The organism is Acidipropionibacterium timonense (genome assembly GCF_900605005.1).
Taxonomy (GTDB): Bacteria; Actinomycetota; Actinomycetes; order Propionibacteriales; family Propionibacteriaceae; genus Cutibacterium; species Cutibacterium timonense.
Genome location: NZ_LR027558.1, coordinates 1,390,565 through 1,404,768, shown reverse-complemented (window position 1 = coordinate 1,404,768; position 14,204 = coordinate 1,390,565). Strand labels below are relative to the sequence as shown.

At 69.9% G+C, this 14,204-nt stretch carries 10 protein-coding genes; 7 read left to right on the top strand and 3 right to left on the bottom strand.

Annotated features, from left to right (window positions below):
- The first annotated feature begins 303 nt into the window (after positions 1-303).
- From E0E30_RS06560 to trpS, 6 genes are all read left to right on the top strand, one after another.
- Positions 304-681 carry a hypothetical protein gene (locus E0E30_RS06560; protein WP_130865619.1) on the top strand — a complete coding sequence of 126 codons (378 nt, stop codon included), beginning with the start codon at positions 304-306 and terminating at the stop codon, positions 679-681.
- Positions 682-691: 10 nt separating this feature from the next.
- Positions 692-928 (top strand): hypothetical protein, encoded by a 237-nt coding sequence (locus tag E0E30_RS06555; RefSeq protein WP_130865618.1) that lies wholly within the window; start codon positions 692-694, stop codon positions 926-928.
- A gap of 415 nt (positions 929-1,343) precedes the next feature.
- Entirely contained in the window at positions 1,344-5,999 is a 4,656-nt protein-coding gene (locus tag E0E30_RS06550) for an NAD-glutamate dehydrogenase (protein WP_411914024.1), read from the top strand.
- A gap of 1 nt (position 6,000) precedes the next feature.
- Positions 6,001-6,855, top strand: a complete 855-nt coding sequence (locus tag E0E30_RS06545; protein WP_130865617.1) for a PHP domain-containing protein — start codon at positions 6,001-6,003, stop codon at positions 6,853-6,855.
- A 132-nt stretch (positions 6,856-6,987) separates the two neighbouring features.
- On the top strand, positions 6,988-8,721 hold the full coding sequence (locus E0E30_RS06540; protein ID WP_130865616.1) for a cation:proton antiporter: 1,734 nt from the start codon (positions 6,988-6,990) through the stop codon (positions 8,719-8,721).
- A 165-nt stretch (positions 8,722-8,886) separates the two neighbouring features.
- Positions 8,887-9,993 (top strand): tryptophan--tRNA ligase, encoded by a 1,107-nt coding sequence (trpS, locus tag E0E30_RS06535; RefSeq protein WP_130865615.1) that lies wholly within the window; start codon positions 8,887-8,889, stop codon positions 9,991-9,993.
- A gap of 98 nt (positions 9,994-10,091) precedes the next feature.
- On the opposite strand, the gene E0E30_RS06530 is transcribed toward trpS, so the two are convergent.
- Positions 10,092-11,849: a DEAD/DEAH box helicase gene (locus E0E30_RS06530; RefSeq protein WP_130866782.1), complete on the bottom strand. Its 1,758-nt coding sequence runs from the start codon at positions 11,847-11,849 to the stop codon at positions 10,092-10,094.
- Between the two features lie 227 nt (positions 11,850-12,076).
- Here E0E30_RS06530 and E0E30_RS06525 point away from each other — a divergent pair, with 227 nt between their 5' ends.
- On the top strand, positions 12,077-12,745 hold the full coding sequence (locus E0E30_RS06525; protein ID WP_245306529.1) for a hypothetical protein: 669 nt from the start codon (positions 12,077-12,079) through the stop codon (positions 12,743-12,745).
- A 46-nt stretch (positions 12,746-12,791) separates the two neighbouring features.
- On the opposite strand, the gene E0E30_RS06520 is transcribed toward E0E30_RS06525, so the two are convergent.
- On the bottom strand, positions 12,792-13,019 hold the full coding sequence (locus E0E30_RS06520) for a DUF3107 domain-containing protein (RefSeq protein ID WP_130865614.1): 228 nt from the start codon (positions 13,017-13,019) through the stop codon (positions 12,792-12,794).
- A 93-nt stretch (positions 13,020-13,112) separates the two neighbouring features.
- A complete protein-coding gene (locus tag E0E30_RS06515) occupies positions 13,113-14,144 on the bottom strand; it encodes a protein phosphatase 2C domain-containing protein (RefSeq protein WP_130865613.1) in 1,032 nt (343 codons plus the stop codon).
- Between the last annotated feature and the right edge of the window lie 60 nt (positions 14,145-14,204).

The following is a 14,204-nucleotide window of genomic DNA, read 5'->3' as shown; positions in this document are numbered from 1 at the left end:
ATCTGTAACCCGCTCCTGCCACGTAGAAAGAAGGAGTTATGGCAATGGGTATCACACATGGGTTAGCAAAGAGTATCGCATCTATTGTTGCATGCCTAATGCTTGGCTTTAACAGCCCCGCAGCGGCGGCACATGAAATCAAGGCAGACGATCGAGGGCGCACCATATCTGCGAGTGCGGCGCAAGACGGAATCCAACGCCTCGCGCCACGCCAGACCAAGAATGTGATCGTCAATGCTAGGCATAATGATCCACAGAACTTCTCGTGGAAGCGGAATACTTATAGCCAAGAGCAGTGCTTTCATGGCTGTCCTCAAGAAATATACGCCGAACGCAGATGAAGCTCTTGACTATTTCGCGGCTGTTTCTACGAAAGATCAGTCACAAGCGCTCGTAATTAATACGAAGGGCAAACACTTCGAAATCTCGGGAACGGAAGGCAATCCTTCAATCGCACTCGTCCCGGGTGAAGCAGTGGGAGATTCCTTTGGAGCCACGGCGCAAAGGGTGGTACTCATGTCCACTTCATTGCCCAAGTGTGGTAAAGCATGGGCTGCATTTTCTGCCTGGCTGGCTGGCTCAGCACTGATGTGTGTCCCGTTCTCTGGTCCTGCGGCGTTTGCCTGCGCTGTTGCGATGGGGCTACTTGGGGCGATGCCGAACTTCAATGACGCGTGCTAGAGAGGATGAAATGAGTAGATATATCAACCCTGACAACTTTTTCCTTCGGTTCCTGGCGAACTTCGCACTGTTCTATTCGGCCTCCCTCGTCGTCATGGCCATTCTCTTCGTGACAGGGCACTGGGATACCTTCATGTGCCTCGTCGGCCTGCTGGCCTTCAGCGTCTTGGCAGCCCTGCTGAGGGCAGCGATATCCAAGCCGGGCACGCCATTCATGGCATCTCCGGTGTTCCGGGACGAGCGATGAGGCCTGCCTCGTCGGCTCGATGGATCAGGGGCTGGGGCCGCATGGCCCCAGCCCCTGATCCATGTCGGCGGTCCCCAGCGCCCCATACGACGTCATGTCGCCCGATGCTGGACGGCCTGTCGCCCGAGGGATTCGACTCACCGGGCTGTTCGGCGACGCGGCCGCGTGATCGTGCTCACGGGCGGGTCCACAGCAGGCGCCTGCCGTCAGGTGGACATGGCTTCGACCTCGGGCGTCACCCGGTGGCTCTCGTCGGGGCCTCCCGTTAGAGTGGAACGCGACCCCACGCAGAAGTGGTCCTCAGCCAGGAAGTGTTGCGACCGTGACGAAGAAGCCAGGTTCCACCCCGACCGCGACGACCCGTTCATCGGCCAGGCCCGCCTCGGGCCGGGCCGGGACGGCGAGCCGTCCCAGCGTGCGAGAGGAGACGATCAGCCTCGTCGGCGAGACATCCGCGGCCGACGCCCGGGCGGCCCGGGCCTACTTGGCGCACGTCACCGACGCGGATCTGGCCGACCGATCGGCCGACGCGGTGGCGGCGATCATCCGTCACCACCTCGACCTGGCCCGTGACCTCGACGAGGGACAGATCGTCGTCGACGTCGAGACCTCCCCGGCCTGGGCGCAGGGCGCCTCGAGCACGGTCCAGGTCGTCATGGCCGACCATCCGTTCCTCGTCGACACGGTGCTGCTCACCATGCAGCGCCAGGGGTGGACCATCGGCGAGGTGTTCCATCCGGTGCTGTCGGTACGCCGTCAGCAGGGTCACCTTGAGGCCGTCGAGGCCCGCGGCGGGCACGGGTTCCACGACGAGTCGTGGGTGTGCGTCGAGGCCATGGCCCCGCTCGGCGCCGATCCCAGGGTCACCGGTGCGCAGGTCCGGGAGGGACTGCAGTCGGCCCTGGCGGACCTGCAGACCATCACCGAGGACTGGCGCTCCATGCGCGAGCAGATGCGCGAAGCCGCCGACCTCGTCGGCGCCTCCGCCGGGTCCAGCGACGATCGCGACTCGAGCGTCGAGCTGCTCGGCTGGCTCATCGACGACCACTTCGTCTTCCACGGCTACGAGGAGTTCGTCGTCGACGGCACGACGATGACCCCGGTCGAGGGATCGGCGCTGGGCGTGTGCCGGCACGAGGACGGCCCGCGGTTCGACGCCGTCGCCGGCCCCGACGACCACGCGACCGTCGTCCTCACCAAGGACTCGCACCGCTCGACGATCCAGCGCAACGCCTACCGCGACTACGTCGGGGTGCGGGTGCGCGACGAGCAGGGCCACGTCGTCGGCGAGCGTCGCTTCCTCGGGCTGCTCGGCTCGGCGGCCTACACCGAGTCGGTCGACCGCATCCCGGTGCTGCGCGCCAAGGCCAACCGGGTGCTCGCCCTGTCGGGCTACCGGGCGGACTCCCACGGCGGCAAGGCCATCATCCGTGCCCTGGCGGGGTACCCACGCGATGAGCTCTTCGAGGCCGGGGCCGAGGAGCTCACCCCGATCGTCACCTCGATCATCGGTCTGCGCGAGCGCCGTCGGGTGCGTTCCTTCGTGCGTCCCGGCCGATGGGGACGATTCCTCCACGTCCTCGTCTTCATTCCCAGGGACCGGTTCACCGCCGACACCGTCGACGTCGTCCGCGGGATCGTCGAGAAGGTCTCGGGGGCCGAGGAGGTCGAGGGCCGCGGCGCCATGAGTGACTCCTCGCTCGTGCGGGTCCACGTCACCGCTCGGATGCCCGAGGGGGTGACCCTGCCGACCATCGACGAGAAGGATCTCGAGGCGCAGCTCTCGGAGGCCACCCGGACCTGGGAGGACGGGTTCATCGACCTTGCCGGGTCCCTTCCGGCCGACCGGCGTGGGGTCGAGTTCGCCCCGGAGTACAAGTCGGAGTTCACCCCGCGCCAGGGTCTCCTCGACCTCGAACTCCTCAACGCGCTGCCCGCCGACGCCGCCCTGGGCCTGGTGATGTACCGGCCGGACGACCCCACCGATCCGTCCGACCTGCGCCTCAAGATCTTCAACCCGACCAGTGCCATGAGCCTGTCCCAGGTCATGCCACACCTGTCGAGCCTGGGGGTCCAGGTGCTCGACGAGCACCCGCACCGGATCGTCCTGCGTGGTCGCGAGATCTGGCTCTTCGACCTCGGCCTGGCCGTCGCCGGTGGACGCGACTGGACGGCCGAGGACCGGCATCGGTTCACCGACGCCTTCGAGGCGTCGTGGCTGGGCCGGGGCGAGCCGGACACCTTCGGCGGTCTCGTCGTGGCCGCCGGGATGACCTGGCAGCAGGTCGCCGTCCTGCGCGGGATGGCCCGATACCTGCGTCAGCTCGGGGTGCGCTTCTCGCAGTCGTACATGGCCCGGGCGCTCGTCGCCAATCCCGACCTGGCCCGTGGACTCGTCACGGTCTTCGAGACGAAGTTCGACCCGACCGCCTTCGACGACGGCGACCGCGCCGGCACCGCACGCCAGGAGGCAGCCGAGAAGGCGACCGCCGAGGTCATCGCGGGCCTCGACACCGTCGCCTCCCTCGACCAGGACCGGATCCTGCGGATGATGGTCCAGGTGCTGTCGGCCATGGTGCGCACGAACCACTACCAGCCCGGACGGCGCGCCCTGGCCTTCAAGGTCATCCCGACCCTCATCGACGTCGCCCCGGCACCACGGCCGCGGTTCGAGATCTTCGTCAACAGCCCCCGGGTCTCCGGTACCCACCTGCGCTTCGGCCACGTGGCCCGCGGTGGACTGCGCTGGTCCGACCGTCCCGAGGACTTCCGCACCGAGGTGCTCGGCCTCGTCAAGGCGCAGATGGTGAAGAACTCGGTCATCGTCCCCGCCGGCGCCAAGGGCGGTTTCGTGCCCGCGCGGCTTCCCGACCCGACGACCGACCGTGCCGGATGGGCCGCCGAGGGCACCGAGTGCTACCGGATCTTCGTCGGCTCCCTGCTCGACCTCACCGACAACATCGTCGACCGTGCCGTCATCGCCCCGGCCCACGTGGTGCGCCATGACGAGGACGACCCGTACCTCGTCGTCGCCGCCGACAAGGGCACGGCGAAGTTCTCCGACACCGCCAACGCCATCTCCGCCGAGCGTGGCTTCTGGCTCGGTGACGGCTTCGCCTCCGGCGGCTCGCACGGCTACGACCACAAGGCCATGGGCATCACCGCCCGTGGCGCCTGGGAGTCGGTCAAGCGCCATCTGGCCGATCTGGGCATCGACGAGTCGGCCGATGACTTCACCACCGTCGGCATCGGGGACATGTCCGGTGACGTCTTCGGCAACGGGATGCTCCTGAGCAAGCACATCAAGCTCGTCGGCGCCTTCAACCACCGGCACGTCTTCGTCGACCCGAACCCTGACCCGCTCATCTCGTGGAACGAGCGCAAGCGCCTCTTCGACCTGCCCCGCTCGAGCTGGGGCGACTACGACGCCCAGCTCATCAGCGCCGGTGGCGGAGTCTGGCCGCGCACGGCCAAGTCGGTGCCGGTGAGCGCCCAGATGCGTCAGGTGCTCGGCCTGGCGGACGGCGTCACCCAGCTCACCCCCGACGAGCTCATCTCGGCCATCCTGCGCGCCCCGGTCGACCTGCTGTGGAACGGCGGCATCGGCACCTACGTCAAGGCGACGACCGAGACCCACGACCAGGTCGGCGACCGGACCAACGACGCGGTGCGGATCGACGCCACCCACGTGCGGGCGCGCTGTGCCGGTGAGGGCGGCAACCTCGGCTGGACCCAGGCTGGACGCATCGAGTACGCCGTCGGTGGCGGACGGATCAACACCGACTTCATCGACAACTCGGCCGGCGTCGACACCTCCGACCACGAGGTCAACATCAAGATCCTCCTCGACGCCGAGGTCGCCGCGGGACGCCTGTCGGTCGAGGAGCGCGACGCCCTGCTGCCACGCATGGCCGACGACGTCGCCGCCCTCGTGCTGCGCCACAACACCTCGCAGAACGTCGCCCTGGCGAACTCGCTGGGTCGTGGCGGTGCCCTCAACTCGGTGCTCGAGGCGTGGATGGAGCAGCTCGAGCAGTCCGGTCATCTCGACCGGGTCGTCGAGACGATGCCCTCCAAGGAGGAGATGGCACGGCGGGCCGCGGCGGGGGAGTCCCTGCACAGTCCGGAGCTGTGCACCCTGCTCGCCTGGACGAAGATCGCCCTGTGCGACGCCGCCCTGGCCACCGACCTGCCCGAGGACCCGTACGTCGCCGAACGCCTCGTCGCGTACTTCCCGCCGCTGCTGCGGGAGCGCTTCGCGGCGTCGATGCCGAGGCACCGCCTGCATCGGGAGATCATCACGACGGAGGCGGTCAACCGCTTCGTCGACTCCCAGGGCATCACCGCCTTCCACCGTCTGCACGCCGCGACCGGGGCCGACATCGCCCAGGTCATCCGCGCCCAGGTGGCTGCCCGGTCGATCTTCGCCATGGGCCAGGTGGAGACGACGGTCTCGCGGTGTGGCCTGCCGCCGAAACTCGGCGCCGAGGTGCGGTTCGACCTGCGTGACATCGTCAAGGACGCCACGCGCTGGTTGCTCAACCACGGTGGCACCCGCGACATCGCCCGCACGGTCGAGGACTTCGCCCCCGGCATCGAGCGGGTCGTGACGAACCTCGAGACGATGCTCGGCGACGACGGCGCCGACGTCACGGCTCGGCGCACCGAGCTGGAGGCCAGTGAGGTCCCCGAGCGGGTCGCGAGGACCATCTCGGCGCGCTCGTGGACCTCGGTGCTGCTCGACGTCGTCGACATCTCACGGACCAGTGGGCACGACCTGGACGACGTCGCCGCGACCTTCCTGCGGCTGGCGCGTCGGGTCCATCTGGACGCCCTCACCCGTGCGGTCGAGGCCCTTCCGCAGGGCAGCCCGGCCGAGAGCCAGGTGCGTGCCGGACTTCGTCACGATCTTCTGGGATGTCTTGGTGCCGCGACCCGCACGGCGCTGGCCGAAGGGGAGGACAATGTCCTCATCGGCGTCGACACCCTCGCCGACGAGGTCTCGGCAGCCCCGGGGCTTGCGGAACTGGTCATGGTCGTCCGGAGGTTGCGGGCGTCGGTAGGGAGTTGAGATGCGGATCGACCTGCACACCCATTCGACGGTCTCCGACGGGACGGATTCGCCGACCCGGCTCGTCATGAAGGCCTCGACCGTCGGGCTGGGGGTGATCTCGCTGACCGACCACGACACCTTCGACGGTGTCGCCGAGGCCGCCGCCGCCGGCCAACGGTTCGGTGTGCGGGTGCTGCCGGGCATCGAGATCACCTGTCGGCAGGTCGACGTCGACGTGCACCTACTCGGGTACGGCTGCCGGATGGACGACCCGGATCTGGACGCGGAACTCGCCCGGACCCGGGCCTCCCGGCAGGGTCGACTGCAACGGATCTGTGACCGGCTCACGGCCGAGGGCATGCCCGTCACCCCCAGGGAGGTCATGACGATCGCCCGCAGCGCCTCGAGCGTGGGGCGCCCGCACGTGGCCGACGTCATGGTCGCCAAGGGCTATGTCGCCGACCGCGACGAGGCCTTCGAGAAGTGGCTCTCGCACGGGCGACCCGGCTATGTACGCCGCTACTCCATCGACCTGCACCGGGGCATCGACCTCGTGCGCGAGGCCGGCGGCGTGCCCGTCCTGGCCCACCCGTGGGGGCGCGGCGCCGACCGGGTGCTCACCGCGGAGGTCCTCGCCGAACTCGTCGACCGCGGCCTGGAGGGCATCGAGGTCGACCACAACGACCACACCCCGCAGGCCCGCCGACTACTCTTCGACCTCGGTGGGCGCCTCGGACTCATCCGTACCGGGTCGAGCGACTACCACGGCACCGGCAAGAGGGGTCACGACCTGGGGTGCAACACCACCCGGGAGACGGCCTACCGGGAGATCTGCACGCGCATCCAGATGCGCGGGGGCGTCCTCCTGCGCTGACCGCGGCCGCCGCCCCGTGGTGCCATGGCAGGGTGGGGCTGCCATGGCAGGGTGGGGCTGATGGTGCGACGCCTGCCCGACGGGTGAGACATCGGCTCGACCGTGGACGGCTCGGCATGGGATTCTCGTCCCATGGGCGGTCTGGAAGGAATCATCGGCCTGGTGATCCTGGCGATGGTCATCATCGGCGTCGTCTCGGGATTCTCGGCGCGACTGGGAGTGGCCGCGCCCCTGCTGCTCGTCCTGGCCGGGGTCGGTGCGGCGTTCATCCCGGGGGCACCGACGATCGTCCTCGACCCGGAGGTCATCCTCGAACTCGTCCTGCCACCGCTGCTCTACGCGGCCTCCCGCAAGGTTCCCTTCGTCGACTTCCGACGCAATCTCACGGTCATCTCCTCCTTGGCAGTCGTCCTTGTGCTCGTCTCGGCGGCCGTGGCGGCCGGCGTCGTCAAGGCGATGATGCCGACGGTGCCGCTGGCCCTGGCGGTCGCGCTGGGTGCCGTCGTCGCCCCACCTGACGCCGTCGCGGCGACGAGCCTGGGCAAGCGGCTCGGCCTGCCGTCACGGGTCGTCACCATCCTCGAGGGGGAGGGGCTGGTCAACGACGCCACCGCCCTCGTGCTGCTGTCCACCGCGCTGTCCCTCGTCGACGGTGGTCAGGTGAGCGGGATCGGCGTCGTCGGCAGCTTCGTCTGGGCCGTCCTCGGGGCGGTCCTCGTCGGGGACCTCGTCGCCCTGGCCGCGGTGAAGGTGCGGTCCCGGGCCGGCGACGCCGTCCTCGACACCGCCCTGGCCCTTGTCACCCCGTTCGTGTCGTTCCTGGCCGCCGAAGCCATCGACGCCTCCGGGGTGGTCGCCGTGGTCTGCACCGGCATGGTCGTCGGCAACCACGGGATCGCGCGGTTGCCGGCGTCACGCCGTCGCGCCGAGGCCGCCAACTGGGAGTCCTTCACGATGATCGCCGAGAACGGCGTCTTCCTCGTCATGGGCTACCTCCTGCCGCCGGTGCTGCGCAACGTCGCCGCCGACCTGCCCCGGGTGATCCTCGTCGGCCTGGCGGTGACCGTGGCCCTCATCACCGTGCGTTTCGCCTACATGCCGCTCGTGCTGGCCTCGATGAGGCACTCGGCCAGGATCCGTGAGCAACGACAGGACCGCATGGAGGAACGGTTCGAGCAGTTCGACGCGATCCCCGAGTCCGCCCTCGACGACCGCCTCGTCGCCCGGCTGCGGCAGGGCCGCAGGCGCCTGCAGAAGGCGCGCTTCGACATCACCGCCCAACGTGACGAGGCGCTCGGCTGGCGGGACTCGGTCGTCCTGTCCCTGGCGGGGATGCGGGGGGTCGTCACCATCGCCGGAGTCCAGACCCTGTCCTCCGACGACGTCCATGACCCCCTCGTCCTCGTCGCCTTCGTCGTCGCCCTGGCCACCCTCCTGCCCCAGGGATTCGCCCTTCCTGCCGTCGTGCGGGCGCTGCGTCCACCCGCCGACGAGGAGGCCGACGACCACGAGGCCGACGAGCTCGTCACCCTCATGGGACGCCTCACCGACGTCGCCCGCACCAGCCTCGAGGAGGAGGTCGCCCGGGGCGGCGTCGACCCGAAGGTCGAGGAGGTCTTCCGCAAGCGCCTCGACGAGCGGTCGAGGCGGGCCACTGCCCTGGGAAGGGGCGCCACGGGGCCGGCGGCCGACCTCGGCCCCCAGATGAGGCGCCTGCGGCAGGCACAGCTCGCCGCGCAGCGTCAGGCCATGGCCGCCGAACGCCGGATGGGGGAGTTCTCGTCCGAGTCCCTGGCGAAGGCGCAACGGGTGCTCGACGACTACGAGATCCAGATGGAACGGATCGAGAAGGAGGCGGCCGACTGACGCTGCTATCATCGGCGCCATGACGACCGCCGACGCCACCGCGTCCTCCTGCCGCAGCACGCGGCTGGACTGGTGGCGCCGCACCGTGCGGCCCTGATTCCATGAGGTGACCGCCCGGACCGGCGGTGATCCTCGTCGTCGGCCTCGGCGGCGAGGAAGGACATCATGACGAACCCCGACGAGACCGGGTCCAACGAGGCCACCGTCGCCCGCTCCCAGCAGCGCAGCGACAAGGTGGAGGCCGATCTGGCGGTGCATCCGCAGCGGTGGCGCCTGCTCACCGGCGACCGCCCCACCGGCAAGCTCCACATCGGTCACTACTTCGGGTCCCTGGCCAACCGGGTACGCCTGCAGAACCTGGGCCTCGACTCGTACCTCGTCATCGCCGACTACCAGGTCATCTACGACCGGGACGGCGTCGGGGAGCTCCAGGACAACGTCATGTCGGCCATGGCCGACTACCTGGCCATCGGCATCGACCCGGCGCGCACGACGATCTTCACCCACTCGGCCCTGCCCGGACTCAACCAGCTCATGCTGCCCTTCCTGTCCCTGGTGACCGACGCGGAGCTGCGTCGCAACCCCACCGTCAAGGACGAGCTGGCCACCTCCGACCGGCCGATGTCGGGGCTCATGCTCACCTTCCCGGTGCACCAGGCCGCCGACATCCTCTTCTGCAAGGCCAACGTCGTGCCGGTCGGCACCGACCAGCTGCCGCACATCGAGCAGACCCGCGTCATCGCCCGCCGGTTCGACGAGCGCTACGGCCGCGTCGATCCCGAGCACCCGGTCTTCCCCGAGCCCGAGGCCCTGCTCTCGGCGACCCCGCACGTGCTGGGTCTGGACGGCACGAAGATGAGCAAGTCGCGTGGCAACACCATCGAGATCGGGATGAGCGCCGACGAGACGGCCAAGCTCATCAGGAAGGCGAAGACCGACGCCGAGCGGCACATCACCTACGACCCGCAGAACCGCCCGGAGGTCTCGAACCTCCTCCTCCTCACCGCCCTGTGCGAGCGTGGGCAGGACGGCGAGGTGGCCGATCCGGCCCTCATCGCCGAGGAGATCGGTGACGGCGGGTCCGGCACCCTCAAGAAGCGCCTCACCGCCTCCCTCAACGAGTACTTCGCCCCGATGCGCGCCCGGCGGGCCGAGGTCGCGGCCGACGAGGGATACCTGCGGCAGGTGCTGCGGGAGGGCAACGAGCGGGCTGGTGCGGTCGCCGACCAGACCCTGCACGAGGTGCGCGAGGCCATGCGGATGATCTACTGACGGCCTCGGCTCCGTGACGAGGAAGCGGCCGTGCCCCAGGGGCGCGGCCGCTTCCTCGTGAGCTCCTCGCGAGCTCTTCTGGAGTTCCTTGGTGTGGCTCAGAGGGTCCGGGGACGCCTGGCCCGACGCTGACGACGCTGCTGGGCGGTCGTCCCGCGGGAGTCGGGGTCGATCGAGCGCGTCGACGGGGCGGGCTCGGGCTCGCTGGCGGGCTCCTGGGTCGCGACCGGTTCGGGCTCCGGGATCGCGACCTGGTCGGCGGCCGGGACCGGTTGGGCGGTCGAGGCTCGCTTGGCGGAGGCGCGACGACGACGCTTCGGCTTGTCCGACTCGCGCTTCTGCGAGTCGTCCTCGATCCGAGTGTCCTCCGGTGCGGCGGCCGGGGTGTCGGCGACCGGAGCCGCGGCGGTCACCGGCTCGACGGCGTCGACCCCCTCCTCGGCCGAGCGGACGACCTCGCCGTTGCGGCGACGGGTGCGACGGCGTCGCGGCTTGTCGGCGTCCTCGCGGGACTTCTTGTGGCGCTTGTGGCCGCCCTCCTCGGCCTCGTCGTGCTTGTGACGGCGGCGTCCCTTGCGGTCCTCGTCGTCCTCGTGCTTGCGGTGCGCGCTCGGCTCGGCGCCGGGCACCGAACCCCTCGTGCCCTCGGGGATGTCAAGATCGGTGTAGAGGTGGGGCGAGGTGGAGTAGGTCTCGACGGGCTCGGGGAAATCGAGGTCGAGGGCCTTGTTGATGACCTTCCACCGGGTGACGTCGGCCCAGTCGACGAGGGTGACGGCGACGCCCTTGGCCCCGGCGCGGCCGGTGCGGCCGATGCGGTGCACGTACGTCTTCTCGTCCTCGGGGCACTCATGGTTGATGACGTGGGAGACGCCGGTGACGTCGATGCCGCGGGCCGCGACGTCGGTGGCCACGAGGACGGTGGCGTCGCCGGTGCGGAACTTCTTGAGGGCCTTCTCCCGGGCCACCTGGGTGAGGTCGCCGTGGAGCGCCCTGGCCTTGAAGCCGCGGTCGACGAGGTCGTCGGCCAGGCGCTGGCAGGACCGCTTGGTGCGGCAGAAGATGATGACCTTCTCGACGTCACGCGACTGGAGCACCCGCCCGATGATCTCGATCTTGTCGAGCGGATGGGCCTGGTAGACGAACTGGGTGGTCTCGGGAACGGTCGCCTGGGAGTCGGCCCCCTCGGCCCGGATGTGCACCGGGTGGTCGAGGTTCGCCCTGGCCAGAGCCATGATCGCAGCCGGCATAGTGGCCGAGAAGAGCATCGTCTGGCGTCCGGCCGGGCAGTGTCCCAGAAGGTTCTCGACGTCGGGCAGGAAGCCGAGATCGAGCATCTCGTCGGCCTCGTCGAGCACGACGATGCGTGCCCACGACAGGTCGAGGTCCTTGCGGTGGACGAGGTCGAGGAGGCGGCCCGGGGTGCCGACGACGACGTCGACCCCGGCCTTGAGGGCGTCGATCTGCGGCTCGTAGCCGACGCCGCCGTAGACGGTGAGGACGCGGGCACCGCGCACGGTCGCGGCCGTGGCGATGTCGCGGGACACCTGGAGGGCCAGCTCGCGGGTCGGGCACATGACGAGGGCCTGGGGCTTGCCCTGCCCGGCCAGGTCGTCCCAGCCCGGATCGCCCGGCAGGGTGATGCGCTGGAGGATGGTGATGCCGAACGCGAGGGTCTTGCCGGTGCCGGTGCGGGCCTGGCCGATGAGGTCGGTGCCCTGGACGGAGATCGGGATGCTCATGGCCTGGATGGGGAAGGGCGAGACGATGCCCACCCCCTCGAGCGCCTGGCAGATGTCGTCGCGGACGCCGAGGTCCGCGAAGGTCGTGGGAATGGTGAGGGTGTCGCTGGTCAGTGTCGTGGCCTCTTCATGCGTGGGCCCGTCAAGGCCCTGTTCTCGTGCGGGCCCGTGCGGGTCCTGTCGGTGGGCGGACCCCGGCGGGGTCCGGTCTCGTGCAGGCCCGTCAGGGCCTCGTTCTTCCGTGGGCCCGGGGGCCCGTTCGGGTGTGGACCAGCCGTGGGCTCGTCGACACACCGGGCAGGATTCTACCGTGAGGTCGACCGGGCCCCTAGCCTGTCACTGTGAGCACCGACGAGAGCACCCCCAAGGACGCGGAGAGAAGCTTCTGGGCCATCTGTTGCGCAGCCGGGTTGAGCCGGCTGGGAACGATCGTGGCCGGCATGTCCATGGCCCCCGATCTCACCGGCCGATTCCTCGTGGCCGACCGGGCTCGACAGATCGGTGAGGAGCTCGACGAGGCCCGCTCGCACATCGACGAGGTCACCGCCCTGCGTCGGGTCGAGCCCCTCGTGTCCTCGGTGGCCGGTTACGTGCCATGCCGTGACTGGGTGCAGGTGCTCCTGCGTGACCACGTCCTCGTCGGCCTGGCCGGCGACTTCCTCGCCCGGGTCGAGGAGCACCTCGACGCCGCCATGCTGCCCGCCGACGGCACGTGGTCCGAACGCCTCGTGCTCGGGGCCGGTGGGCGGGCCCGGTGGGACGCCGAGTTGCGACGTCGTCTCGAGGACCCGGCGACCGACCGTTCCTCGGCCTCCCTCTTCGCGCGCAAGTTCGTCGGCGAGGTGCTCTCGGTCGCCCAGCGGATCGCCGCCGTCGACTCGACGCTCACCTCCGCCCTCACCGCCACCGCCGGCGGCGAGCTCGACGACCTCGACGCCATCAATGAGATCATGGCCGACGTCCTGGCCGACCATGATCGACGGATGACCGGGCTCGGGCTGGAGCCCTGAGCCCGGGGGCGTCCCGGGCCCGGCTCCGTGACGTGAGGTCGCCGGCTCAGAGCGTCCCGAAGCCGACCTGACGGGCGTTCTGCTGTCCCAGGTCGACGTAGGCGATGTCGCGGGAGGGCACGAGGACCTTGCGCCCCTTGGCGTCGGTGACGGTGAACAGCCCGTTGGCGTCCGCCAGGGCGATGCGCAGTTCCTGCTCGAGCTGCTCGGCCGGGGTCTCGGTGTCGATGACGACCTCGCGCGGGATGTCGGTGATGCCGATCTTGATCTCCATGGCGACCAACCTACCGGTACGCCCCGTCCGGAACCGGACCGTCACTCGGCTGGCGAACGGCGCGACGGGTCGGCGTGGACGGGACGTGCGGCTTCACTCGTCGACCGCGGCCCGCGCCGGGACGGCGTCGGCCCGCCACAGGGCGACCGAGACGTTGTCCTGACCACCACAGGCATTCGCGTGGTCGACGAGCATCCCGGCGATGGCGTCGGGATCGGGTCGGCCGTCGACCAGGGGAGCACGGGAGACGAAACCGGCCAGCACCGCCGCCAGGTCGGCAGGATCGGGAAGATGGTTCCACAGCCCGTCGCTGCACAGCAGGAGCCAGCCGGGGGAGCGCGGCGTGTAGGCGACGACCCGCGGGGTGATGTCGGTGGCACGAGCCCCGATCCACTTGGTGATGGCGTGCGCCCCGACCCCGGATTCGGCCTCCTCGCGCGTCATGCCGAGGTCGATCTGGGCCTGGGCCACCGAGTCGTCGGTCGACAGGCGGATGGCGCGCCCGTCACCGGGGAACCAGTAGGCGCGGGTGTCGCCGATGTTGGCCACGAGCAGCCGGTCGTTCGAGCAGATGGCCGCGGCCAGGGTGCAGGCACCGATGGCGACGTGCGGGTCGTCCTCAAGGTGGTCCCGGGACTCGGCGCTCGCGCCGTCGGGGTCGTCGGTGGACGGCGTCGGGTCTGTCGTGGCCCGGTCGGGGCCGAGCTGCGACGGATCGGCGGTGTGCGGGTCGAGGACGGCTCGGTTGGCGCGGTCGACGGCCCGTTCGAAGAGGCGGATGACGGCGTCGTCCCCGTGGGGCAGGCCCTGGGCCAGGGCGGCGGTGAGGTACGCGCACACGTGACGCGAGGCGATGGCCGCCGCGCGCTCGGCGCCGGCGGTCGACGAGACGCCGTCGGCGACGACGAGCACGAGGTGGCAGTCGTCGGCGTCGACGTCGGCGCTGAGGAAGTCCTGGTTCGTGGGGTGACGCAGTCCGACGTCGGTGCGCAGCCCCAAGTCGGAGCGGGTGCGGGCGCGGGCGCCGACGAACAGGCGCTCCGGGCTCGCGATCCCCTCGGGTCCGGCCGGTTCGGTGTGACCCTGCTCGGCGGTGGCTCCGTCGGGGTCGATGGGCGTTGACATGGGTACCTCTCGGTCGTGCTGGACGGACACCGCCGGGCCCCGTGGGGCCCGGCGGTCACG

Coding starts and splice junctions, on each gene's coding strand:
- E0E30_RS06560 (WP_130865619.1), top strand. CDS start 304: ATGGCTGTCCTCAAGAAATATACGCCGAACGCAGATGAAGCTCTTGAC.
- E0E30_RS06555 (WP_130865618.1), top strand. CDS start 692: ATGAGTAGATATATCAACCCTGACAACTTTTTCCTTCGGTTCCTGGCG.
- E0E30_RS06545 (WP_130865617.1), top strand. CDS start 6,001: ATGCGGATCGACCTGCACACCCATTCGACGGTCTCCGACGGGACGGAT.
- E0E30_RS06540 (WP_130865616.1), top strand. CDS start 6,988: ATGGGCGGTCTGGAAGGAATCATCGGCCTGGTGATCCTGGCGATGGTC.
- trpS (WP_130865615.1), top strand. CDS start 8,887: ATGACGAACCCCGACGAGACCGGGTCCAACGAGGCCACCGTCGCCCGC.
- E0E30_RS06520 (WP_130865614.1), bottom strand. CDS start 13,019: ATGGAGATCAAGATCGGCATCACCGACATCCCGCGCGAGGTCGTCATC.
- E0E30_RS06515 (WP_130865613.1), bottom strand. CDS start 14,144: ATGTCAACGCCCATCGACCCCGACGGAGCCACCGCCGAGCAGGGTCAC.